This window comes from Microcoleus sp. FACHB-SPT15, from assembly GCF_014849525.1.
Taxonomy (GTDB): domain Bacteria; phylum Cyanobacteriota; class Cyanobacteriia; order Cyanobacteriales; family Coleofasciculaceae; genus Symplocastrum; species Symplocastrum torsivum.
In genome coordinates, this window is the sequence record NZ_JACJNU010000006.1 from 105,963 (window position 1) to 127,547 (window position 21,585).

General features: G+C 45.6%; 23 protein-coding genes and 1 tRNA gene. 12 read left to right on the forward strand and 12 right to left on the reverse strand.

All coding sequences use genetic code 11. The features are described from left to right. Nucleotides 1–106: 106 nt before the first annotated feature. Entirely contained in the window at nt 107–538 is a 432-nt protein-coding gene (locus tag H6F98_RS01740; protein ID WP_199348240.1) for a hypothetical protein, read from the forward strand. 149 nt (nt 539–687) lie between these two features. Then, nucleotides 688–999: a fertility inhibition FinO-like protein gene (locus H6F98_RS01745; protein WP_192216951.1), complete on the forward strand. Its 312-nt coding sequence runs from the start codon at nt 688–690 to the stop codon at nt 997–999. Between the two features lie 260 nt (nt 1,000–1,259). Here the strand turns inward: H6F98_RS01745 and H6F98_RS01750 are convergent, their stop codons facing one another. Together H6F98_RS01750 and H6F98_RS01755 are read right to left on the reverse strand one after the other, a co-directional pair. Continuing rightward, nucleotides 1,260–2,087 (reverse strand): serine/threonine-protein kinase, encoded by an 828-nt coding sequence (locus tag H6F98_RS01750; RefSeq protein WP_192216952.1) that lies wholly within the window; start codon nt 2,085–2,087, stop codon nt 1,260–1,262. 111 nt (nt 2,088–2,198) lie between these two features. Next, nucleotides 2,199–2,411 (reverse strand): hypothetical protein, encoded by a 213-nt coding sequence (locus tag H6F98_RS01755; RefSeq protein ID WP_192216953.1) that lies wholly within the window; start codon nt 2,409–2,411, stop codon nt 2,199–2,201. A 221-nt stretch (nt 2,412–2,632) separates the two neighbouring features. On the opposite strand from H6F98_RS01755, the gene H6F98_RS01760 reads away from it, so the two are divergent. Next, on the forward strand, nt 2,633–2,791 hold the full coding sequence (locus H6F98_RS01760) for a hypothetical protein (protein ID WP_192216954.1): 159 nt from the start codon (nt 2,633–2,635) through the stop codon (nt 2,789–2,791). 313 nt (nt 2,792–3,104) lie between these two features. Continuing rightward, nucleotides 3,105–3,362, forward strand: a complete 258-nt coding sequence (gene xseB / locus H6F98_RS01765) for an exodeoxyribonuclease VII small subunit (protein ID WP_192216955.1) — start codon at nt 3,105–3,107, stop codon at nt 3,360–3,362. A gap of 56 nt (nt 3,363–3,418) precedes the next feature. Here the strand turns inward: xseB and H6F98_RS01770 are convergent, their stop codons facing one another. The 8 genes from H6F98_RS01770 to H6F98_RS01805 form a co-directional block, all read right to left on the reverse strand. After that, complete coding sequence (locus H6F98_RS01770) at nt 3,419–4,066, reverse strand: hypothetical protein (protein WP_192216956.1); 648 nt, start codon at nt 4,064–4,066, stop codon at nt 3,419–3,421. Nucleotides 4,067–4,116: 50 nt separating this feature from the next. After that, nucleotides 4,117–5,310, reverse strand: a complete 1,194-nt coding sequence (locus H6F98_RS01775; RefSeq protein ID WP_192216957.1) for a DNA double-strand break repair nuclease NurA — start codon at nt 5,308–5,310, stop codon at nt 4,117–4,119. Between the two features lie 60 nt (nt 5,311–5,370). Then, nucleotides 5,371–6,180 (reverse strand): HAD family hydrolase, encoded by an 810-nt coding sequence (locus H6F98_RS01780; protein ID WP_192216958.1) that lies wholly within the window; start codon nt 6,178–6,180, stop codon nt 5,371–5,373. Between the two features lie 201 nt (nt 6,181–6,381). Beyond that, a complete protein-coding gene (gene cutA, locus H6F98_RS01785; RefSeq protein ID WP_192217102.1) occupies nt 6,382–6,723 on the reverse strand; it encodes a divalent-cation tolerance protein CutA in 342 nt (113 codons plus the stop codon). A 111-nt stretch (nt 6,724–6,834) separates the two neighbouring features. Continuing rightward, entirely contained in the window at nt 6,835–7,692 is an 858-nt protein-coding gene (locus H6F98_RS01790; protein ID WP_192216959.1) for a pentapeptide repeat-containing protein, read from the reverse strand. Nucleotides 7,693–8,256: 564 nt separating this feature from the next. Then, nucleotides 8,257–9,255 carry a hypothetical protein gene (locus H6F98_RS01795; RefSeq protein ID WP_192216960.1) on the reverse strand — a complete coding sequence of 333 codons (999 nt, stop codon included), beginning with the start codon at nt 9,253–9,255 and terminating at the stop codon, nt 8,257–8,259. A gap of 8 nt (nt 9,256–9,263) precedes the next feature. Next, nucleotides 9,264–10,274, reverse strand: a complete 1,011-nt coding sequence (locus H6F98_RS01800) for a hypothetical protein (protein WP_192216961.1) — start codon at nt 10,272–10,274, stop codon at nt 9,264–9,266. 131 nt (nt 10,275–10,405) lie between these two features. Continuing rightward, a complete protein-coding gene (locus tag H6F98_RS01805; protein ID WP_192216962.1) occupies nt 10,406–11,065 on the reverse strand; it encodes an Npun_F0813 family protein in 660 nt (219 codons plus the stop codon). 559 nt (nt 11,066–11,624) lie between these two features. Between H6F98_RS01805 and H6F98_RS01810 the strand changes: the two genes are divergently transcribed. Continuing rightward, nucleotides 11,625–11,697 (forward strand) — tRNA-Arg (locus H6F98_RS01810). A gap of 205 nt (nt 11,698–11,902) precedes the next feature. Here H6F98_RS01810 and cysH read toward each other — a convergent pair. Beyond that, complete coding sequence (gene cysH / locus H6F98_RS01815; protein ID WP_192216963.1) at nt 11,903–12,634, reverse strand: phosphoadenosine phosphosulfate reductase; 732 nt, start codon at nt 12,632–12,634, stop codon at nt 11,903–11,905. Nucleotides 12,635–12,663: 29 nt separating this feature from the next. Here cysH and H6F98_RS01820 point away from each other — a divergent pair, with 29 nt between their 5' ends. The 5 genes from H6F98_RS01820 (at nt 12,664) to H6F98_RS01840 (ending at nt 17,182) form a co-directional block, all read left to right on the forward strand. Further along, nucleotides 12,664–12,834 (forward strand): hypothetical protein, encoded by a 171-nt coding sequence (locus tag H6F98_RS01820; RefSeq protein ID WP_192216964.1) that lies wholly within the window; start codon nt 12,664–12,666, stop codon nt 12,832–12,834. Between the two features lie 29 nt (nt 12,835–12,863). Continuing rightward, complete coding sequence (locus H6F98_RS01825; RefSeq protein ID WP_192217103.1) at nt 12,864–13,136, forward strand: glutaredoxin family protein; 273 nt, start codon at nt 12,864–12,866, stop codon at nt 13,134–13,136. A 148-nt stretch (nt 13,137–13,284) separates the two neighbouring features. After that, nucleotides 13,285–14,796, forward strand: a complete 1,512-nt coding sequence (locus H6F98_RS01830; protein ID WP_192216965.1) for a UDP-N-acetylmuramoyl-L-alanyl-D-glutamate--2,6-diaminopimelate ligase — start codon at nt 13,285–13,287, stop codon at nt 14,794–14,796. Between the two features lie 147 nt (nt 14,797–14,943). Then, the gene (locus H6F98_RS01835) at nt 14,944–16,362 is read left to right on the forward strand and encodes a DICT sensory domain-containing protein (RefSeq protein ID WP_192216966.1); all 1,419 of its coding nucleotides are present in this window, start codon (nt 14,944–14,946) and stop codon (nt 16,360–16,362) included. Between the two features lie 133 nt (nt 16,363–16,495). Continuing rightward, the gene (locus H6F98_RS01840) at nt 16,496–17,182 is read left to right on the forward strand and encodes a Uma2 family endonuclease (protein ID WP_192217104.1); all 687 of its coding nucleotides are present in this window, start codon (nt 16,496–16,498) and stop codon (nt 17,180–17,182) included. A gap of 43 nt (nt 17,183–17,225) precedes the next feature. On the opposite strand, the gene H6F98_RS01845 is transcribed toward H6F98_RS01840, so the two are convergent. After that, nucleotides 17,226–18,908 carry a HAMP domain-containing sensor histidine kinase gene (locus H6F98_RS01845; RefSeq protein WP_313929780.1) on the reverse strand — a complete coding sequence of 561 codons (1,683 nt, stop codon included), beginning with the start codon at nt 18,906–18,908 and terminating at the stop codon, nt 17,226–17,228. A gap of 374 nt (nt 18,909–19,282) precedes the next feature. On the opposite strand from H6F98_RS01845, the gene H6F98_RS01850 reads away from it, so the two are divergent. Then, a complete protein-coding gene (locus H6F98_RS01850; protein ID WP_192216968.1) occupies nt 19,283–20,503 on the forward strand; it encodes an ABC transporter substrate-binding protein in 1,221 nt (406 codons plus the stop codon). Between the two features lie 103 nt (nt 20,504–20,606). Then, nucleotides 20,607–21,557, forward strand: a complete 951-nt coding sequence (locus H6F98_RS01855) for a branched-chain amino acid ABC transporter permease (RefSeq protein WP_192216969.1) — start codon at nt 20,607–20,609, stop codon at nt 21,555–21,557. The last annotated feature ends 28 nt before the right edge of the window (nt 21,558–21,585 follow it).

A 21,585-nucleotide genomic window follows, 5' to 3' on the forward strand; every position in this document is an offset into this window, starting at 1 on the left:
AGTTATTGTTTGTTCTAGCCCCTTCCTAAAACTTAATTAGCTAGACTTTGGTGTATTTATGCAAAAGTTGAGAAGTCGCCTATAACAAGTCTCTAGAATCTCTTCCATGTCCAAACTTCTGCCAACCGTCTTGGTAGCAACGGCTCTCCTCCTCAGCATTACAGAACATAACTATCCAGCAACAGCAGGCACCTGTGTCGCGGCTACCAGTTGTGGACAACAGCCGATACAGTTTATACCAGGGCAACGTATTACGGTTGAGGTTGCGAACTTAACGGAGAGTGTTGTGCAGCTACAACAGGTATCTAGCACTGATCCACTACCGATTAGTCCAGGACAAGTCTATTCTTTCGTGCGAGGCGGTCGTACAGACCCTAATTTTTCAGTTGTGCTTTGGGATGCGATCGGATTGCCGATAAAAGTCGAACTCCTGAAACCACAAGCGAGAACTCTACGCATAGAAGTGCGTCCTGGTGGTCGTCCTCCGGGTGATCGCTCAATTTATCTTGGAGATGACGGTCGTGTAGCGGTGTTCTAGAGCCTTTGTTAAGTATTTACCGATAACCTAAAACTAAAAGCGATCGCATAGTGCTACTATTCCCTGGGAAGACTACCAGGTTTAATTCCTAGAAATTATTTAAGCGATCGCACTTTTATTAAATTCAAGAGCAGGAGGTACCATAGCCCATGCCAATACCAGGAAAGATGGAGCTAACCATAAAAATTAACGAGTTTCCCGCAGATGTGGCAACAGTAGAAAATGGTTGGAAACAGTTTGAGCTAGATTGTGACGGTCAACAGGTCAGTGTTAAGGTGAAGCCGAAAGTCTTCAAGAAACTCGAAGAGGCACAGGCGAACTATCCCATGTGGGTCGCTGCAATTGCTGGCAAGATGGGCGAACCTACAGACGGAGGGTTTGTCCTTGATCAGCCAAATATTCAGGTATTTGAGCGGAAGCCAAAAGAGCCAAAACCGCCACAGCCTGAGGAAGGCTCATAGTGATAGAAAGCGATCGCTTATGGCATGGCTCATGTTCTTAGCTGCGATCGCTTCTTCCCTTTTATTGCTTAGGATGACTTTTAGAGTGAGCGATCGCCTTCAATGTCATCTCTTTGAAAGCGTCGTCTGTGATAGTTTTAGTTACCTCAAGGGCTTTGTCGTACTGACCTTTGGCAACCTAATTTAGGGAGTTATAAGCCAACGCCGCATCTTTCCCTAATACGATGGGTTCTCTGCCACCGACTGGTCTTGTGCTGGGGTCACATTCTAGCCTTGCTAAGGAAAGAAGGCACGGCAATGACAAAAAGAATAGCGAAAACATACTGGAAAAACGTCATAGTAATAGTGTTCGCACGCTCTTTGGGACTAATTTCTTGACTGCCTGTACCAATTGTTTCTAGAGGCGCACTAGGAGAACCACCAGCTTGCAAAACATCAAGTGCTTCGAGTGCAAGAGAAGCTGAACTAAATCGCTGGTCTAAATCGGGTTCTGTAAGGGACTCAATCCAGCGAATAAAACTAAGATTGACACTTATGCGATCGCGAAATTGAATCCGTAAATTACTCTGGGGCAAATCTGCTGGTGCGGTGCCAGTTAATAAATGAATCAGAGTCGCTCCTAATGCGTACAAGTCACTCGCTGGAACTGCCTTGCCATAAAATTGCTCTAGGGGCGCATAGCCAGCCGTACCAACTACCGTAAATGTTGCTCCCTCAACCGCAGTTGGGTCTTGTACTGCACCAAAATCGACTAGATAAACTTGCTCATCCGTTCCCCAAATTAGATTGCTGGGTTTGATATCTCGGTGTAGCACGGGTGGATTTAACCCATGCAGATAGATCAGAATGTCCAGCACTTGGGTAGCAATTGAGCGTACCTGTGCTTCTGTGAAGCGATGTCCCTCATCCAGCAGTTGTTGGAGGGAGTGACCGGGAATATAATTCTGTACCAAACCGAACCAGCATAAACCTTCACCTGCGTGCCGATCTAGGGAAAAATAATCGCGATACTTGGGAATTCGGGGATGGTTGAGATTCTTTAGAACTTGAGCCTCTCGTTCAAACAGCTTGAACTCATCCCACTGCATCTGGGGACTAACGCTCTATTGTCACTCCAGGAAAATAAAAATAGCAGCCAACGGATGAAACCCCTACTCAATGGACAATCTAGCGATCGCAAACTGATAGAAACTCATGTCTTAAGTCCCTATGCCGCAGCTCCCTCTGTGTAAGGCTTTCAGCGTTTGCTCTGGCGAGAGTGACAAAAGAGCGCTAAAAGCAAGCAGCTTGACGATTACTGGATGAGGTGTTTGCGATCGCTCTTGTGCAAGCCAAGTTTGACGACCCGCATTTTGCCCTAAGCTTTGTTGGAGAGAATAGACCTCTTGCAAAAGTCGAATTTTGATACGCAAAACCAGTACTTTCAGCCGTTATTTTGACATTTATGCAAGAGGTCTAATAACGCTCTTGTAAGACTTGTTTAGCTTGCAGCATTTTAATGCTAATTCCTTAATAGGTTGGATAGCTCAATCTCTACTACGTGAAACTCTGAACTCTGTCCTTCGATAGTGTGTACCTCACCAACGCACATCTAAGCTGGAACCTGTTAGTTCAATGTTTGTAGGCAACACTTATGAGTTCTCAGACACAAAACTCCTCTGTTAATCCAGAAGATGATAAAGAGCAGAGCGATCGCGAGTCTCCTCCTAAAGACACCGTGGATGTAGAGGATTTAGTCATGAAAGGTCGCTCCAGCCTAGATCCAACAGAAATTGCACTAACCCAGCCTTAGCTCCTGAAACGGTTACTCTCAATGAGCCTGCTGAGATCAAGGAGGGATTTAGGTTTGATAGAGATAGAGAGTGATACGTTTTCCGCGTGATTTTGGATCGGAAGCATTTCAACGCAAGCAAAATTATCATTTGTAGTGTCAGCGGCACGAGCGGTAGGCTGTGTTAGGCAGGTTTCTGGTTCGCTTTATCAAGATGGGGATCAAGAGCGATGTGAGCTACCCCTTGCACCGAAATTGATTTGTTTGTCAAAGTGAAAGTTGAAATCCCCTGCATAGGAGATTGCAGGAATTACCGTTTCAACCACAAGTTTTTATGACTGACCCTATCGGTGCCTTTAGCTCAAATAAAACTGATCTTCCTCTACCAGAAGCCTGGAATTATGAAGCGACAGTCGCTCAAGTTGAAACTATCATTGAGCAGATAGAAGCTGGTGAACTAGAACTTGCTGAAGTTTTTGAGCAATTTGCTGCTGCTGTGAAGTACCTACGCCAATGCGAGACTTTTCTGCAAGAGCGACAGCAGCAAATGGATTTGTTGATTGAAACACTGACAGAAGAGGCAGACTTCTAAGCCCTTGTGCTTCTATATTAAAGACCCATCAATTGCATGTGATGGAAGAAATTACTTCAACTAGCGAGTTCAATCCCAACATGCTTTGTAAAGGCGAACCAATTTTGACTAAAGCCATTTAAGGCAATGTCTTTGAGGCTGAACTGTACATGACTATTATTAATAGGAAAACTAACAACATTACTTGTACTTGGCAAGTTGGTTGAAAGAATAAGTTCAGTGCCTGCTGGTACAGCTTGAACTAAGTTTGGTTGGAGACTTTCCTTAGCGACTGGCTCACGTTTGATGAATGTATCTGTATTAAAGACAATTTTTAAGAACCCCTGCTGATTACCAATGACTTGCCGATCAGCAGGGATATTTACTACATTTTTTGGTGATTGTGTTGAGAGGCGTTGGTCAATAGTCTTTACGGCGACCAGGGGCTGCTTAATAATATCGACATCTTGCGTAAATATTTCACCATTAGGTGTCGTTTGCAGTACAGACCCAGTAAAAGCAAACCAACTACCAGTAAAGTTCTGGAAGTCAAGGCTTGTAAAACTGATTTTGACGTGATTACTGCTTGGAGATGCAAAGGATTGAAGAACGAGTAGAGAGCCTCTGGGAATCTTTTGAATCTGAGAGGCAGGTAAGTCTGAGGATTGAGCGAGTTTTTGCTTGATAATGGTGTCTTTTTTGAAGAGGGCGCGGGCTAAAACCATCGTTGAGCTTTCCCTGAAAACTAGATGAATCTCACCAATTTAGCCTTGATTCAGCCAACACTGCCACGTTTACGGGCTTCTTTATAGGATGTTCCAACATTTCTTAAACCAGCACGAATCATTTGTTGTTCTAAGAGAGCGAAAAAGCGAACGCGATCGCCTCCTCGAACAACAGCTTGATTATGAGCTTCGGCAAGGGCAACTGGATAGCCATAACCTTTGTGAACCTGTGCCAAGGTTAAGCTGAGGGCTTGAGCGAGTAAGGACGAGTTCTGTGCCACCCATTCCGGTATTTCTATTCGCGCAATTTCTGTCCCAACATTGACATAGCAGAAGTAGATACGGTGTCCTTCGTACAAGTCCAGAATCCGTGCAGAACTGCGATACAGAGGGCTTCGTTGTCCGGGTTCTAATAAACTTCCCCAAAGTGCGGCATCTCGTAAGGGGTCAATGACTTGGCAGGGTAGCTTGTCGATGAAATTGGCGCAATGGGTCATGCAATCTGGGGTTTCGTGCGGGCAAGCTTGTAGCCGCAGGAAGTTCAGGGCTTCAGCACTACGCGCTGCACTTATGTAGCCGAGTAGGGGAACGTTCACAGAGCGGAGTTGTTCCCAGGCTTCCAGAATCGGAGGCAAAATGCGATCGCGTGCGTCTCCTGGCAGTCCCTCTAGAAACCAGTAGATTAGCGAACCATCCACCATCGCTAGATTGGGTATATCAAAGTGAGGGCCTGGTGGTTTCACCCAACGGCAAGCCATTTCTGCCAACATCGTTACCTCGGAAACCGTGCGTCGATGCCCCATCCATTCCTCGGTGCGAATGCCCCACTGCCGAGAGACATACAAGTCTTCTGGTCGGTAAAATACCTCAGGTAAACTATCCAACAATGGGTACAAACTCTGCCCATAGTGCAACATCACCCGTCCCACATTGATGAGATAGCAGTAGGCGATTTCGTGGTGAGACGGCGCAATCTGAGAACCATCGGTGGCAAAGACAGTCTGGCTTTCTGGAGGTGAATCGAGGTCAACACGAGTATCCAGAGGTTCAACAGGTATTGCCGCAGTAAACGTCATGCGATCGCGCCATTTCTGTTGACGCTGCACCAATTCCTCCTGTCGGGCAAGAGTTTGTAACAGCAATTGCTGCCCTAGTTCCAAACGTTGACGCGAGGCAGCCGCTTCTACTCTCAGGTGCTGACTGATACCCGGAATTTGACTTGCAAGTTTTGTTAAATCCAGCATTTAATTAGTTCCTTGTCAGTTGCCCGCTTTCAGACGAATGACGACTGACTATCAATTCTCTTAAAACCAAGCCGAAAAATCTTGAGCAAACTGTGAAAGAGATAACAGTTGAATTCTATTGTCATCACGTACAGAATCTCGATGCTCTGCGGTGTTGTAGCCCCAATCTGCTAAGTATAGTTTTATTGCGTTGAGATCAGGCTGTTGTTGGACTGATTGTAAGGTTTTCAGGCGGTCTTCGACAAACCAAAGTGTCGCCGCTTCCCCTGTAGATGCCTGTAATAGTTGTCGCAGCGTTTGGTGTTTCGGACGCTTGAACTCTTTGCCTATAATCTGCTCCTGTGACAGTTGGATGCCTTGTTGCTGCAATAGCTGTTTAACAAAGCGTCCTTCTTTCGTTGTAACAATAAATAGTTGGGTTGGAGCCTCTAAGCCTGATGTTGATGCAGAAGGCAACATCCTATGCAGTCTATCTATCACACCCGGATAGAATTGGTGCAGCCCTAACCAACTGTTTAAATCAGTTGTAATCCAGTCATCCCGAACAGCATCTAATTTTTTGCCTGTATCCGCCGCATCTAAGTTCTCGGATTCAATGAGTTCCTGGGCAACTGTTGACCAATCCTGTACTATCTTTTCTTCGGGAATTCCCAGAACAATTGCGCGAAGCAGTAGCGGCATTTCCCAGCCTATTTCTACCACAGGTCGTAAGCGGTAGAAAGTAGAAGCTAAGTCATCCGGTGGTGTCTCGCTTTCAGGTGTCCAAATTTGACAGTAAGTACGCCAAGAAGTCTGAAAATACTCCAGTAGTCCATCGCAGACAACACCGTCAAAATCAAGCGCAAGAATGGTTGGGGAGTCAGCAGGCATCGTTTAAGTCGCTGGGAACTCAAGGTTTGTTGTTGTCAAAATATCATTTCTAACTGCTTCCAGTGACAAAAACATTTTGTTGGTAGAAGGAGACTGGGAAAGGCACTATTTTTTGTCCTTCACCTTACCCTTTTCCTTCTCCAAAACTCGCCGCTCACCCTACTACCTAACACCTACAACCTGCCAGCTTGACAGGGGTAGTTACTGAGAGCTTTTAACATTGTCTGAAATCCACTGTAAATAAGGCTCGGAACCGGCCAAGATTGGCAAGGCAATGATTTCTGGTACTTCGTAAGAGTGTACAGAGCGAATCTTCTTTTCTAACTCGGAAAACCGGGCTAAGTCTGTTTTGATTACCAGTTGCCACTCTTGCTCTGAGTGAATCTTGTTTTGCCAGGTGTAGATAGAATGTACTGGCATAAGGCTGACACAAGCAGCCAAGTGAGCTTCAACTAAGGCTTGCGCGATCGCTTTTCCTTCTTCTTGTGAAGAGGCAGTCACCAACACCACGCCATAGCCATTTGTAGCAGAATCTTTATCCATAAAGTCTTTGCGCTCAGCTATCTCGTTGAAAAAGCGATCACCTAATTTGCTAGAAGTCATAAGCCTTCTTGAGAGATACCACAATTGCTTAGACGTTCCTTTCCCTAAGATTTACATTGCCTTGGAGTAAATGAAACGAGCCGTTGATTCTGGCAAAATTGTGCCACTTAGCTGAATTTCCTCCAGATCAACTCCATTTAGCTTTGCCTCAGTCAAATCCGCACCACTCAAATTTGCCCTTCGCAAAATAGTCCAGGTTAGATTGGCTTGCTCTAAAGACGCATTTGTCAAGTTTGCTGCCGTCAAATCCGCTCCTTTGAGATTGACTCGGTTTAGCTGCGCTTGGCTCAAGTCTGCCGCTGCCAAGTTAGCTCCTTCTAAGTTAGCGCCGCTTAATTTTGCTTCTTTGAGGGCAACTCCCTCTAAATCAACACCACCTAAATCTACTCCCTTTAAAAAGGCGCGGCTTAAGTTAACACCGCTTAAAGAAGCACCATACAGCTTTGCGCCAATCAGTCTTGCTTCAGATAAGTTGGCCCAGTTGAAGTTAACACCACTCAGATTTGCCTCTCGCAGATTGCTTCTTTGTAGCTGCGCTCCGCAGAGGTTTGCTCCCCACAGATTAGCGCGTCTAAGGTTAGCCCCATTAAGATTTGCGCCGCTGAGCTTTGCTCCTGGTAGTTTCGACTTCACCAAAAAAGCGCCACTGAAATTCGCTTTCGTTAGCTCAGCTTCTACCAGTTTGGCATCACTCATTTTGACAAAGCTCAGATTTGCCCAGTTCATTTGAGCGCCACTAAAGTCTGACTTAATCAGAAACGCTCGGCTGAGATTAGCGCCCCTCAAGTTAGCACCTGTAAGATTAACCCCGATCAGGGTAGCCCCTGTCAAATCTGCCCCATTTAGGTCAACACCAGTAAAATCGCGATTTCCTTGTTCATAAAGCCTGAGAAGATGTCTTACTTCCATCCTGTAAGCGCTCCAATGATTAGTTGTTTGTCTGAACTATTTCAACGGCTTTAATTAATTTGGTAACTTTAATTAATTCATCGGCATTTAGTAATTACAAACTTTTTATAAGTAAAGTTAAGTTTGAAAAAATTTGCTTTCACTTTTACTTACTACTTAAGAATTTTACTGTGACGAACTTTCACTTACATCAAGCTAGCTCGATTTCATCATAAAAATTCAGTAAATATTTTATTAACTTAAATTACAAATATTGTTTAATATTTAGAACAACAAAATTAAAGGCAATATATAGCAATCAGCGGTCAGCTTTGGTCACATCTGCCGGAGGCGGAGCAACTCCGGCTCCGTAGCTAAAGAACGCTCTTCTCCCGTTAATGTCCTAACATCCGTGCTACTGCTATATCTTGTCTTACAGCCCGTTGCGCTCTCTCCCTATCCCTAACCTCTAGTCATCAGTCAAACCTGAGGCAGCTACCCCTAAAGACAGCGCCTCAAAAAAATTGCAGCTAGTTGCAAGCGATCGCTACTAGCCGCTAAATTATTAATTGAGTTTAATTAACTTTATGGCTGAGCGGGTAATAGGGAATACACCTGACCATCAATTAACAGTCGAGTAATTCCTTTAGCTTGCAGGTGTGAACAAGTCTTCTGAAGCATTCGACCATCAGGGACTTTAATCACTCGTTGAGAACGATTAGAAAAACGCCTCGCTACTCTGTGGTTGTCAAATACTGGCAGAGTTTTCTCATGAACTTCCTCAATAGGAATTTGTCCTAAGTCACTAAATTCCTTGAGAGGTCGAGCTATTAACTCTGCTGCTCTGTCTACAACTAAGTAACAGGTTCTTGGCAAAGAGGCTTCAGAAAGAGGTAAAACTTGAACATTAATACCCCTATTCCGGAGAGTAATTGGCTTCTGAATCTCCGCCTCAATTCCCTCGTCTTCCCAGTCATCCTCTAAGCCATCCTCTAAATCATCCTCTAAATCATCGTTGTCATCGTCGTCATCATCGTCATCGTCAGCCAAATCCATCAAGTCTTCATCCAGCAACTCTTCTAAGTGGCTGGTTTCAGCTCGATCAAGTTCACCAAGTGGCTCATCAAGTTCCTCAACACCGCTTTCCTCTACTGAGGTAGGTACCTCTAGGGGTAACTGAGTTTGTACCGCCTGTTCCTGAGGAACTGGTGGGAGAACAACTGAAGAGCGTTTTCGCCGCCGACGTTGATCACTAGACGTTTGAGCAGATGGTTCAGAATCTGTTTCAGGTTCTAGAGTTGGCTCAGGTTCTTGAAAATCGAGCGGTAACTCAGCCTCAGACTCTTGGGGCAACTCAGTGGATTGAACAAGAGAAGAGGAAGCACCACCCGGAGTGCGGTTTGAGCGCTTTTGCTGAATCAGCACCTCATATTCGGACTCCACCAAGGTGCTTTTGAGAATGCGGCTAATTGTTGAGTTACTGACACCATAACGAACTGCCAGAGTTGATGTTGTCTCCTCTGGTCGCCGATATAAGTTCAAGATATCGCTTTTGTCAGTCTGTGTTAGTTTTCTAGGACTCATGGCTTACCTTAAGTCCGTTTACGCCCACCACGGCGGGAACGGCTTGACACGTCATATTCCAAGGCAGCGCCGATCGCAACCAGTACACCACTGAAAACATAAAAGACATCCAGTAGACCTCCGCTTTCGTATTCTACAGCGCGAGCCTCAACATACTTAAATCCCATATCCGCGATGTAGAGAGCAAATGTTGCTGCTGCAATCATTCGCCAGGACTGGGCAAAGCGTCCCCCCCAAAATGCCAATAAGAGAGTTGAAGCAATAATCAAGAGAAAGACATCAGCAACAATATAGAAGAAGTTAACGGGTCTAGAGAGTGGGCTAAGCGTATCTTCAACTGCGATCGCCCAACTCGGTGCTTGAGTTTCTTCACTTTCCTCAGCGATAGCTGGGCTGGCTTCCCCTGATGCCGTTGGAGTAGAGGCTTGAGGTGAAGTCGTACCCGTTACAGTCTCCTGTGTAGCGCCAGGTGGAATATTAGCATTAGCGTTGTCTGGCGTCGTCGGTGTTGCTAGTAAAATCCAGACGGCAAAAGCAATTCCGGCTGCTGCGATCGCGGCTACAGTTGCCCATTGCCACATTTCTAAATTTAAGCGCCTAGGAAGAACGGCTAGAACCATGCCCCAACCCAGGAACACATAGGACACTAAGTAAAATAAGTCAGCAGGTGACACGTCGGGGTCAAGACCCAAAACTACCTCCCACCAGCCAAATAGTAAGCCAGCGATCAAGTAGCAAAGCATTCCTAGACCAATTCCGAGCCAGACATTACGTCCACTGGCGATGTTGGGGCTACGCCAATTTCTATAGCAGAGCAAAGTTGCTGCCAGAAAAGGTAAAATCTCCAAAACGTAGGTACCAATCAAGTACCAAAATGGGCTTTCCTGCCCTGGAGCAGTAATACTAAACAGCAGGAAAAATAATAACGATAGTACTGACCAAGCAACCCCCACATAGACAACATTCTGACCAGATAGAGGGGATTGAGGACTAGATGCCTTGTCTACAGAGCTACTCATAAGACTTAAGAGAGATTACTAATAACGGAAATCACAAAAAGCCGATGTTGTTATAGAGAGTTCGGTTTGGCAGACCTGTATAAGTTTTTTGATAGCCAGCCACGGCATATTTGTTTAATCCTATCTCTAGCTTATCGCCATAGTTTACCAAGAGGCGATTGATTCAGCCACTCCATAAACTGAGTTTGTTCGGCAACTGGCATATCTTGCAATATATCTCTTACACCCTCCGCAAAGTTGGCATTTCCAAAATATTCTTTACCTAAGCGGTAGAGTTCCTGCAACAAAGTAATGAGATGGTGTTCTTCCCAAGGAGGAACTTGTAGACTCGTGAGGGGATCTACCGTTAGCAACTGCTTCACGGCTTCCGGCGTTTCAGCCTGGGGAAAGTGCCACTGCTTAAAAATACCAGCGATTTCTTTTTGGAACAATCCGGCTTGCCGACCTCCCAGAAGGTCTTCAACATCAATGTAAACCGTTTGTAAAAGTAAGAGACAGGCTTGAGTGTACGGTATGACTCTCGTATCCAGCCCAGCCTCTGTACCGAGTTGCTCTAAGCGAACTTTTCCCCAAACGCTGTAACGATCAGGTTCTTCGAGCAGTACACAGACTTTACCGCGATGATCGGTAAGATCCCGCCAGAAGGCTTTGGCTTCTTCGCCTTGCTTGGCACCATACACACTGATCAAGCGAAAGGTTTGCGCCTGATAGGTGAGAATCGGGATTTGCTGTTCTCGCTTTGGGTGCTGAATGCTAGAGATTTCAACATCCTTTCTTTTGAGAATAAACATGACACTGGCAGGCTGAGTACTTAGGGGTCGAATAAGGTGCTGCGGGAAAGCGCTGTCATAACCCAAGTAACCATTTATCTATCCAGAATCCTTGTGCCAGGGTCTCGACTGAACGGCGCTGAGCAGTTTTCGCCTGGGCGTTGGGGCTTATTGCCTTGAGTCGTACCACTACCGATACAAGCACCTGATGACTTTGGTTTATAGTGTACCTTGAGCGTCAAGCGGATTGAGTTTCTGTGCCCTCTAGAGGGTCTAAAATCATGGCTTGCCTGGAGATAGCGTTGGGTTCATACAATGCTTGATAGGTGAGTAGATATAAATACACGTAACTGATATGGGCTGTCAATCGTCCGTTAGGGATTGTCCGCTGCAACTAACCCTTGACGCGCTTAATCTACGCTTAGTTATACCAACCTACTTCCTAGATTGCTCATTTTTTAAGAAAGCATTGAACTTGAGCAACACTGTTCAACAGGATATTCTTCCTGAATCCAAGAAGGTGTAAGTCTGCCACTTAGAGAGATTATCGGGTATTCTATGTTTTGTAGGATAAATTTATGCTCTCGTAGCTCAGGGGATAGAGCAAGGGATTTCTAATCCCTTGGTCGTAGGTTCGAATCCTACCGAGGGCGCTATTCCTTCAAAAGTATTTTGTTCACCCCCAAGCTTGCACCTGATCAGCTGCCGACTGAAGGTTGAGAGCTACTCAAAGATGGACAGATAGTAAGGATAGGGAGAATGTATCACGTCTCACTCTCCCTACTGTCTTAGCGATTTTTTCGATGATGTAAGAAAGAACCACACTCCAAGGGTGATGAGCGTTAGTTCATCGCGTTTCTAAATGTGGATTCCACACTCGGTTTTGCCAGTACCCCGCCAACGACCAGCACGTTCATCTTCGCCTTCTGCTACTGGGGTTGTGATAGGTTCATCACCAATGCTGGGATAACCTTGGTCATGTAGAGGATTGTAAATGACACCATGTTCATTCACGTATGCCCAGCTTTCCTTGCGTGTCCAACTAGCGATGGGGTTAAGCTTCAAGCGTCCTTCGCCATCAATTTCAAACACTGGCATATTTGCGCGAGTTACAGCTTGGTCACGACGGCGACCAGTAATCCAGGCAACTGTGTTTAGTTCTGCTAGACCCCGTTGTAGTGGTTCAATCTTTGTTAGGTGATGGAATTGTTGAATATCCTTATCCCAAAGGGCATCCCCATATTTTTCTGCAAAAGCTTCACGGGAATTAATATCTGGAATTTTATAGGTTTTTAGATCTAGGTTGTAGATCGTTGTAGCTTTGGCAACTAGTTCCAGGGTCTGAGGAAAATGGTATAACGTATCGAGAAATATTACCGGAACGGGCGTTGCTGGTTTGAGGTCGCGGTAGAGAATATCTGTAATGACTATGTCATCAACGTTGAAAGCACTAGTCTGCACCAGACCAGTTGGGATATTCTCAACACACCATGCCAGAATCTCTCTGGGATGGGCAGTGTCAAATCGTTGATTCAGTTCATCCAGGTCAAAGCTGGGAAGTTGAACCGGAGCCTGGGTTAATTGGGTCATAATGTTTTTTGCGTCTGGTGTTAGTGAAAATGTTTAACACTGTTAATTTTACCTTGCAAAACTACACAAACCGACTGGAGAACCGGACATTCTTCGCTCAAGGAAAAGTACCTTTACGGCAAATTAAGGAATGGGGAGTAGGAGAAGAGAAAATTTCTCGGTTTCGTAAAGGGATTGAAGCGCATGGGTGTTTAGTCTGAAGTCGGTGATTATGCAAAGCTCAAAACGAATGCAATTAATTCTCTACAGTAAGCCGGGTTGCCATCTCTGCGAGGGATTGCAAGAAAAGCTAGAACAGATTCAAGGCTTGAACCATGAATTAGAGGTACGAGATATTACAACACGCGAGGATTGGTTCCAAGCTTATCAATATGAGGTGCCAGTACTATATCGAGTTAGTGCAGATAGAGAAGAACCGCTACCTCGCTTTTCTCCCCGTGCGACAGTACAGCAGTTGGCGCAAATGCTACAGAAGTATTTACCAGAAGATAAGCCAAAATAGGCGCAGAAGTGGGGGACTAGGGATGGGGGAAGATTCCGGCAGTAGAGTCCGATAGGCTACCGACTATCTTTACCAATGTCTAATCAGAAATCTCCAATCCCTCGTCCCTAGCCCCCAGTCCCTTTCTTAGTGAGGAGCAAGAATTGAGATGAAATTACGTGAGTTATTAGCAACGATTCCCAGCATTGGGCAAATATCTGATCATCCAGCGCTGGATGCTGAGGTAAAGGGGATTTGTACGAATTCCCATGCCTGTAAACCTGGAGATTTATTTATCGGGATGCCGGGAACACGGGTAGATGGTGGGGAATTTTGGGAAAGTGCGATCGCATCGGGTGCTGTCGCTGCCCTAATCTCTCCCCAAGCAGCGGCAAAACAGTCTCCCCTTGCCAAGAGTGAAGCTGGAGATAGCGCTTATGTCATCACAGCAGAGGACATGACAACCGCCTGTGCTGAAGCCGCTACTGGCTTCTACGGTTATCCAGCACAGCAACTGAAGCTAGTTGGGATCACGGGTACCAATGGGAAAACGACAACCACTCATCTCATTGAATTCCTACTAGCTCATGCCCAGTTACCGACGGCGCTTTTTGGTACACTGTATGCGCGTTGGCCAGGGTTTGAGAAAATAGCAGCACACACCACACCCTTCGCGGTGGAACTGCAACAACAACTGAAATTAGCAGTCTCTGCTGGATGCCAGTTTGGTGTGATGGAAGTCAGTTCCCATGCACTGGCACAAGGTCGGGTACTCGGCTGTCCGTTTGAGGTTGCCGTGTTTACGAATCTCACTCAAGACCACTTGGACTACCACCGCGATATGGATGATTATTTCGCGGCAAAAGCACTGTTGTTTAACTCGGATTATCTTAAAGGTCGGGCGGTGATTAATGCCGATGACCCTTACGGACGGCAGTTAATTGGACAGCTTCATCCCGATCAGGTTTGGAGTTACAGTGTCGAAAAGACTTCGGCTGACTTGTGGACAAGTGACCTGAATTATGAGCCAACTGGCGTGAGTGGCATCTTGCATACACCCGCAGGTGAGGTTCCCTTCCGTTCACCGCTGGTAGGTCAATACAATTTGTCCAACTTATTGGCGGCTGTTGGAACTGTTTTACATCTAGGTTTGAAATTAGAGTCAGTTGTGGAAGCCTTACCACTGTTCCCCGGTGTTCCTGGACGGATGGAACGGGTGCAAGTGCAGCCAACCCAGGAGGTGAGTGTAATTGTTGATTATGCTCACACGCCGGATAGTTTGGAGAACTTGCTCAAAGCGGCACGACCATTTATTCAGGGCAAGATGATTTGTGTGTTTGGTTGTGGAGGCGATCGCGATCGCACGAAGCGTCCCAAAATGGGTAAAATTGCCGCCGAACTCGCGGATGTTGCCGTTGTCACCTCGGATAATCCCCGCACGGAAGACCCAGAACGCATCCTGCAAGATGTTTTGGAGGGCATCCCATCATCAGTTGAACCGATTGTAATTTGCGATCGCGCTACGGCAATTCGCACGGCTATTATGCAAGCACAACCGGGAGATGGCGTTTTGATTGCGGGGAAAGGTCATGAAGACTATCAAATTCTCGGAACCGAAAAAATTCACTTCGATGACCGAGAGCAAGCGCGAGATGCTCTTTTAGAGCGAATTGCTGGTTAGTCAGTTGTTAGTTGTTAGTCGTGGGGCTTATGTACGATGCAAGATAATCTCAGGTACCTAAGCCACCACGTTCCCAACTCATAGACCAAAAGAAATAATGCTTCAGTCTAGATTGGCTTGCACACTAAGACTAAGAGCGAATGACTAATGACTAAAGATTTATCGGTCTACCAGTTGACTCTGAACACGCTTTCGCCTTCTCAGTCTCTTCGAGTCAGTCCAGCTACACTCCAATCGTTGGTAGGAGTACTGATTGATGTTCTGATTGAGGAAAAAATTCCCGCAACAATCTGGGTGAAGCAACCCCCAGAAAATAACTGGGAGAACAAACTACAACGCTATCAACAGAGCAGTATTCCACAAACAATTTATCTGTGTAGTGGCATTGAGAATGAGTTAGCAGCGGTTACGGATGTTGGGAATCCAGTTGCTATCAGCGGTAATTCTCAAGTTGTCCCCCTGCAATTGTCTGCTAGTAGTCAGCTTCAGCAAGAGTGTTTTCTTATTGTTTTATCTGACCAGTTGAGTGGTCTGATTGTGGCTTGCCAGCCTGAATCAACGATTTTAGATCGAAGTCAAAGCCAGCCTTTAGACGCGATTTGTACCTTTGAGCGGCGCGTTATTCAGCGAGTTGTGGCGGGAATGAAAGGGATTTTTGCGATCGCAAATCCTACGCCAGAGGAATTACTAGGTGGTTTGGAAACACAGTTTTCCTTACTGTCTACTCCTGATGAGAAGGCGTTACTTACCCAGTTATTGGTGAAGCAAGTACAACGGACTGAGGATAAGCTGCACTCGTTGACGACAAGTGAGCCTGAGTTCTTCAGTCAGACAACAACCGCTATCCCACCCTCTCCTCATGATGACCTCCGTAACAAAGATGAGTTGCTCAAGCGAGTCGTGCAGGAGTTACGGACACCGTTGACGAATATGAAAACAGCGTTGAAGCTGTTGGATTCTCCACAACTCAAGCCAGCACAGCGTCAACGCTACACGCAACTACTCAATACAGAATGCGATCGCCAAATCTCATTGATGGCTGGATTACAAGAGATAGTACAGCTAGAGAGTGAACCCGAACCAACAACCTTGCCACTGGTGCAGCTTGCCGCAATTGTCCCTGGTGTCGTCAGCACCTATCAGCCACTTGCTCAAGAGAAAGGTATTCAACTTGGCTACACGGTTCCTCGTGATCTTCCCTGTGTATTGTGCTTGGAAACTTGGCTACGGCAAATTGTCATCAATCTGCTGCACAATAGCCTAAAATTTACTCCTACAGGTGGTCAGGTTCAGGTACGAGCCACACTTCAAGGTGAATACCTTCAGCTTGGATTTAGTGATACAGGCATTGGTATTGCACCCAATGAAATCCCTAGAATTTTCGATAGTTTTTATCGGGGACGTTCTACCATTAGCGACAACACGGGTGCTGGTTTGGGGTTGACAATTGTGCAGCAATTACTATTACGCTGTGGCGGTTCGATTTCGGTGACTAGTCGGTTGGGGGAAGGCTCCAATTTTAAAGTGCTGCTACCTATTGCCACTTCCACTTCTGCTATAAGTTAATGCGGCTAGCGGTTTATCTACAAGAGTAGTCCTGAAAATGACTATTAGGCAGCGCTCGCTTCTGCCTCCAGCGCTTTCGCTCACCTTCGCTGATTTCGGTAGGATGGGCATAGGTTTACTCTTAGCAGCAGCTATGGTTAAAACACCCAACCAGCATTTGACAATTCCTCCTTTGGAAAATGGCGATCGCTTGAATCGTTACGAGTTTGAGCGCCGTTACAACGCCATGCCCAACTTGAAAAAAGCCGAATTGATTGAAGGAATTGTTTATATGCCTGCTGCGTTGCGCTTCAAGAGCCACGGTCAACCTCATGGTCGAATCATGTCATGGTTGGGAATCTATGAAGCCATGACTCCGGGCGTTGCGATGGGAGATAATCCAACTGTGCGCCTAGACCTTGACAATGAACCTCAGCCAGATGCCGTACTCCTGATCACTCCAGAAGCAGGTGGGCAAGCGCGACTGAGTGACGATGATTATATTGAAGGCGCTCCAGAGTTGGTTGTTGAAATAGCTGCTAGCAGTGTTGCGATCGACCTTCACGCCAAAAAACAAGCTTATCGTCGGAATGGGGTGAAGGAATACATTGTCTGGCAAGTCCTTGATCAGAAACTTAGCTGGTTCTATCTAGAAAAGGGTGAGTATCTTGATTTACCTGCTGACAGTGATGGGATTGCGCGGAGTCGAGTTTTTCCAGGGTTGTGGTTGGCGGTTGTAGAGTTATTAGCTGGGAATATGCAGGGCGTATTAGCCGTTTTACAAGAAGGGGTACAATCGGACGCACACGCTGCATTTGTCCAAAAATTAGCCAGCCACTAAACTAATTACCGAATTCGCAATCGTATCCCGGAAGCGATCGCATCTATTTCTTAGCAAAGATTTCTTTTTGACTACCTATATCAGTATTACTGACTTCTAAGGGTAAGAAAATTGTCATTACTTCACCCTCTTGAGGTCTCTGCCGTACAATTAGTTTTCCTCCCAACGCTTGGAATAGATGTTTGGTCACATCAAGATTTAAGCTCAGACTACCTGTTTCTGGCTGGAACATCAGCAACTGACCAATCGACTTCAACGTCGGGAATGTTGAGTCTGCACACTCCGATGCAGTCCCATTCTTGTCCGGATCGGGCTGAGACTGGAATTGTAACTTTAGCTGGTCTCCTGCTGGTGTAACCTGTACCTGAATATGACCACCAGCCGGAAGAGAACGGGTGAAGTTCTCAATCAAGCCTGTTAGTACCTGATCGAGCATGGCAGGATTGCTCACTACAGATGGTAGCTTCTGAGGCAGCACCACATCCAAGGTGACATTACGCCGCTGTGCCTGGTTTTGCCAACGGGGAATGCTTTGCTGGAACACCTGCGCTACTGACATGGGGGTGAGGTTAACAGGTACTTGCTTAGCCGCTGTTGTTTCTAATTCCACTGCCCGGAAAATCAACTCCATGCGGTTGATTTGCTCAGTACACTCATGGTCTATGATTTCCAGACGCCGAATCACTTCCGGAGCTAAATCACGCCGCTTTAGCAGCAGTTTTGTCAGGGTGCGAATTGTTGTGAGAGGTGTCCGAATTTCGTGGGTTAGTGCTTGAAGCAACTCTACATCCGGCGTGGCTTCACCAGGATTAGAGACTCTACTCACGCCTCGCTCCTCATGTTTTACCAAAGGCTCCCAATGACGACCTACTTTGAAGGGATCGCCCTGATGATGGAGGTGTTCTGTCTGACCAACTGGGTGTGTAGAAGTGACAGGTATTGTCTGGATAGTTTCTGCTGGAGACAGTTCTGGTAAATTTTTGAGGAGCTGGCGACTGAAGTCCATTACAATTCGGTAATCAGGTGACTTCGGCGCGAACTGTTGAACAAAAGCTTCCAACTGCGCTAGCTGATGAGGGCTGGTAAGTAGCAACCGAGGACGGAGTGTTAGCCAAGCTTGCTCAATATCTTCTGGATCAAAGGAGAAGCGAAAAGCTGAAACACCAGCCAAGTCTTCTCCAGATGCCATCACTAAGCTAAAACGATTAGTAAATACTAAACAAAATTGTTCTGCTGCCAAGGGATCATCCCGAAGTAAGGGTAACCCATAGGCACTATTTTCAAGCTGCGGAGTCTGCCCGTTTTTGGCAGGTGGCAGTTGAAAGGGCATCCAAGCCAAGGCATTAAATCCTTCGCTCGTAAAAATCCCGGTTTGGAAATGGGCAAGAAGATTGGGATGACTCAATACTGGTACAGGACCTGCTAAGACTAAGCCTTGAAGTGACGACGGCTTACAATTAACTGTCTCAGACTCATCTAGGGTAGTTGTTTGCAAAAGCAACTGTTCTAATGACGCGATCGCGCTTTTCCACTCCCGCTGCGCTTTGGCTGCTGCCGCATCGGCTTGTGCGATCGCACGCTCTCTTACCTTACGACTGTTAGCACAGCGTTGACTCTTATGCGCTATTGTTTCCTGTCCTACCAGAGGCACGACTTGGTTATTCAGCCCCGTCTGTTCACTGTGGGCTAAAACTTCACTTAGGCTTGGCAACAACCATTTTTGCACCACGATCTATCCCCATGCACAGCAAGTGCAGTCTCTCCAACTATCTGCTCTATCTGTTTATGAGAATACTCATATTAATCATCGTTCTGGGGTCGTAGAACCGAACTGATGAGTCGCGATTTCCGGTGACTGCTTAGAGTTACGCCTTTGACTGGAATAATAGTGCGATCGCTGATTAAGGGAACTCTTGATCGTCATCGCCGTTCTACTCACGCTATCAACAATACGGTGAAAATCCTTAACTCTTGTAAACTGACGACCTTTTTTTGCCAGTTTGTGTATCTTCAACGTTATTAAAATTGACCTTTTTCGATTAAACAACTTCTGCCGAGAGAGAGATAATTAGAAAGTGCGATCGCTGTGGAAGTTCTGAAATGTTTAAGAAAAGTATTTTTACCCAAATCCTCACATCATTCATCACATTTGCCTTAGTTGTTGCCTGTAGTCAGAACAAGGCACCTAACACAACTACCAGTAATAATGCTGGAAATACATCAACAGCAGCTATCCCAATTGGTATTGCTGTAGCACAAACTAGTAACGTCTCCTTACTAGGTCAAGAACAAGTCATTGGGGCAAAGATTGCTGAAACGTTTTTTAATGACAAGGGTGGCGTTAATGGTACACCCATCAAGCTAGTTTTCCAAGACACAGCCGGTGATGAGCAAGGGGCAATTAATGCCTTTAATACCTTAATTACTCAAGATAAAGTTGTTGGAATTGTTGGGCCAACACTTTCTCAGCAAGCTTTTGCCGCTGATCCAATCGCTGATCGAGCTAAAGTCCCTGTCTTAGCACCATCTAATACAGCCAAGAATATTCCTCAAATTGGGGATTACATTGCGCGTGTCTCAGCACCTGTAGCCGTTGTTGCTCCAAACGCGGTTCAAGCCGCACTCAAGATTAATCCTCAAATCAAAAAAGTAGCGGTCTTTTTTGCTCAGAATGATGCATTCAGCAAATCAGAAACTGAGACATTTCAACAAACGGTAAAAGACCAAAAACTGGATTTGGTAACAGTACAGAAGTTTCAAACCACCGATACCGATTTCCAAAGCCAAGCTACGAACGCAATGAACCTCAACCCAGACCTAATCATCATCTCAGGTCTAGCCGCTGATGGGGGAAATTTAGTTAAACAACTGCGTGAACTAGGATACAAAGGTTTAATTATTGGTGGAAATGGACTGAATACATCAAACTTACTTCCTGTCTGTAAAGCGCAATGTGATGGTGTGTTAATCGCTCAAGCCTATAGTCCAGAATTACCGGATGAGATTAACACAGCTTTCCGGGAAGCTTATAAAGCACAAAACAAGAAAGAACCACCACAATTTAGCGCTCAAGCCTTTACTGGAGTACAAGTGTTTGTGGAGTCACTCAAGGCTTTAGATACTCAAACCAAAGTCAACACGTTGCCTCTAGACCAACTACGAACACAGCTAAATCAGCAAATTTTAGCAGGTACTTACAAAACTCCTCTTGGTGACATTGCCTTCGATCCAGAGGGAGAAATTAAACAAAGTCAGTTCTATGTTGCTCAAATCAAGATGGATGCTGATGGTACGAATGGTAAGTTTACCTTCTTGAAGTAGCAAATAAGCATGGGGAATTGTTAATAGACTATTATCACAATTCCCCATCCCAAAATTATCAGAGGTAGAGAAACTGTAACCTCAGTCAAATCTAAAACTTACAATGGACTTCACCCTTTTTTTACAGCAATTTCTGAATGGTTTGTCCATCGGCAGTGTTTACGCCATCTTTGCTTTGGGTTATACCCTAGTTTTCTCAATTTTAGGAATTATCAATTTTGCTCATGGTGCTGTTTTTACGCTGGGTGCTTACTTTACTTATAGCTTAGCGGGTGGAGCGTTTGGCTTTAATGGATTGCTGGCGAATGCCTCTTTACCTATACAGTTGCCATTTGTTATTGCTTTATTTATCGGTAGTATTTTCGCTGGTTTGGCTGGAGTCGTTGTAGAACGTCTTGCGTTTCGTCCCTTACGTGCTAGGGGTGCTGACCCACTGCTAACTTTAGTTTCTAGCTTGGGGGCGGCTGTTGTTATTGTCAACGTGATTCAGTATTTAGTTGGTGCAGAAATTTATACCTTTCCAGCTAATGCCTATGGAAATTTACCTGCCGCTATTAACTTTGGGACGACAGCAAGACCTGTAATGATACGCACGGTTCAAGTCGTAATCTTTGGGGTATCGGCACTCATTGTTATGGTGCTGACGTATTTGATTAGCTACACGAAAACAGGCAAGGCATTGCAAGCGGTTGCTGAGGATGCTACTACATCAAGTCTTTTAGGAATTAATACAGAGCGTTTTATTGTCTTGACGTTCTTTTTGAGTGGATTTCTAGGGGGACTTGCGGGAACTTTAGTAGGTTCTAGCGTGAGTATTGCAGGTCCTTACTTTGGAATTGCTTTTGGATTGAAGGGTCTAGGTGTAATTGTCTTAGGAGGGTTGGGCAATATTCCAGGTGCGGTCTTGGGAGGATTAGTAATTGGGTTAGCGGAGGCGTTTGTTCCTTCTGATTATTCCGGTTATAAAGAAGCGATCGCATTTGCCCTACTATTTATCATGCTTCTCGTTCGACCCCAAGGATTGTTGGGAAGGGCGCGTGTCACCAAGGTTTAATTATTACTGATGCATTACTAATTACTAA

What these genes read in the sequence shown, in the direction of transcription:
- H6F98_RS01740 (WP_199348240.1), top strand. Translation starts at nt 107, where the DNA reads ATGTCCAAACTTCTGCCAACCGTCTTGGTAGCAACGGCTCTCCTCCTC.
- H6F98_RS01745 (WP_192216951.1), top strand. Translation starts at nt 688, where the DNA reads ATGCCAATACCAGGAAAGATGGAGCTAACCATAAAAATTAACGAGTTT.
- H6F98_RS01750 (WP_192216952.1), bottom strand. Translation starts at nt 2,087, where the DNA reads ATGCAGTGGGATGAGTTCAAGCTGTTTGAACGAGAGGCTCAAGTTCTA.
- H6F98_RS01760 (WP_192216954.1), top strand. Translation starts at nt 2,633, where the DNA reads ATGAGTTCTCAGACACAAAACTCCTCTGTTAATCCAGAAGATGATAAA.
- xseB (WP_192216955.1), top strand. Translation starts at nt 3,105, where the DNA reads ATGACTGACCCTATCGGTGCCTTTAGCTCAAATAAAACTGATCTTCCT.
- H6F98_RS01770 (WP_192216956.1), bottom strand. Translation starts at nt 4,066, where the DNA reads ATGGTTTTAGCCCGCGCCCTCTTCAAAAAAGACACCATTATCAAGCAA.
- H6F98_RS01775 (WP_192216957.1), bottom strand. Translation starts at nt 5,310, where the DNA reads ATGCTGGATTTAACAAAACTTGCAAGTCAAATTCCGGGTATCAGTCAG.
- H6F98_RS01780 (WP_192216958.1), bottom strand. Translation starts at nt 6,180, where the DNA reads ATGCCTGCTGACTCCCCAACCATTCTTGCGCTTGATTTTGACGGTGTT.
- cutA (WP_192217102.1), bottom strand. Translation starts at nt 6,723, where the DNA reads ATGGATAAAGATTCTGCTACAAATGGCTATGGCGTGGTGTTGGTGACT.
- H6F98_RS01790 (WP_192216959.1), bottom strand. Translation starts at nt 7,692, where the DNA reads ATGGAAGTAAGACATCTTCTCAGGCTTTATGAACAAGGAAATCGCGAT.
- H6F98_RS01795 (WP_192216960.1), bottom strand. Translation starts at nt 9,255, where the DNA reads ATGAGTCCTAGAAAACTAACACAGACTGACAAAAGCGATATCTTGAAC.
- H6F98_RS01800 (WP_192216961.1), bottom strand. Translation starts at nt 10,274, where the DNA reads ATGAGTAGCTCTGTAGACAAGGCATCTAGTCCTCAATCCCCTCTATCT.
- H6F98_RS01805 (WP_192216962.1), bottom strand. Translation starts at nt 11,065, where the DNA reads ATGTTTATTCTCAAAAGAAAGGATGTTGAAATCTCTAGCATTCAGCAC.
- cysH (WP_192216963.1), bottom strand. Translation starts at nt 12,634, where the DNA reads ATGACCCAATTAACCCAGGCTCCGGTTCAACTTCCCAGCTTTGACCTG.
- H6F98_RS01820 (WP_192216964.1), top strand. Translation starts at nt 12,664, where the DNA reads ATGTTTAACACTGTTAATTTTACCTTGCAAAACTACACAAACCGACTG.
- H6F98_RS01825 (WP_192217103.1), top strand. Translation starts at nt 12,864, where the DNA reads ATGCAATTAATTCTCTACAGTAAGCCGGGTTGCCATCTCTGCGAGGGA.
- H6F98_RS01830 (WP_192216965.1), top strand. Translation starts at nt 13,285, where the DNA reads ATGAAATTACGTGAGTTATTAGCAACGATTCCCAGCATTGGGCAAATA.
- H6F98_RS01835 (WP_192216966.1), top strand. Translation starts at nt 14,944, where the DNA reads ATGACTAAAGATTTATCGGTCTACCAGTTGACTCTGAACACGCTTTCG.
- H6F98_RS01840 (WP_192217104.1), top strand. Translation starts at nt 16,496, where the DNA reads ATGGTTAAAACACCCAACCAGCATTTGACAATTCCTCCTTTGGAAAAT.
- H6F98_RS01850 (WP_192216968.1), top strand. Translation starts at nt 19,283, where the DNA reads ATGTTTAAGAAAAGTATTTTTACCCAAATCCTCACATCATTCATCACA.
- H6F98_RS01855 (WP_192216969.1), top strand. Translation starts at nt 20,607, where the DNA reads ATGGACTTCACCCTTTTTTTACAGCAATTTCTGAATGGTTTGTCCATC.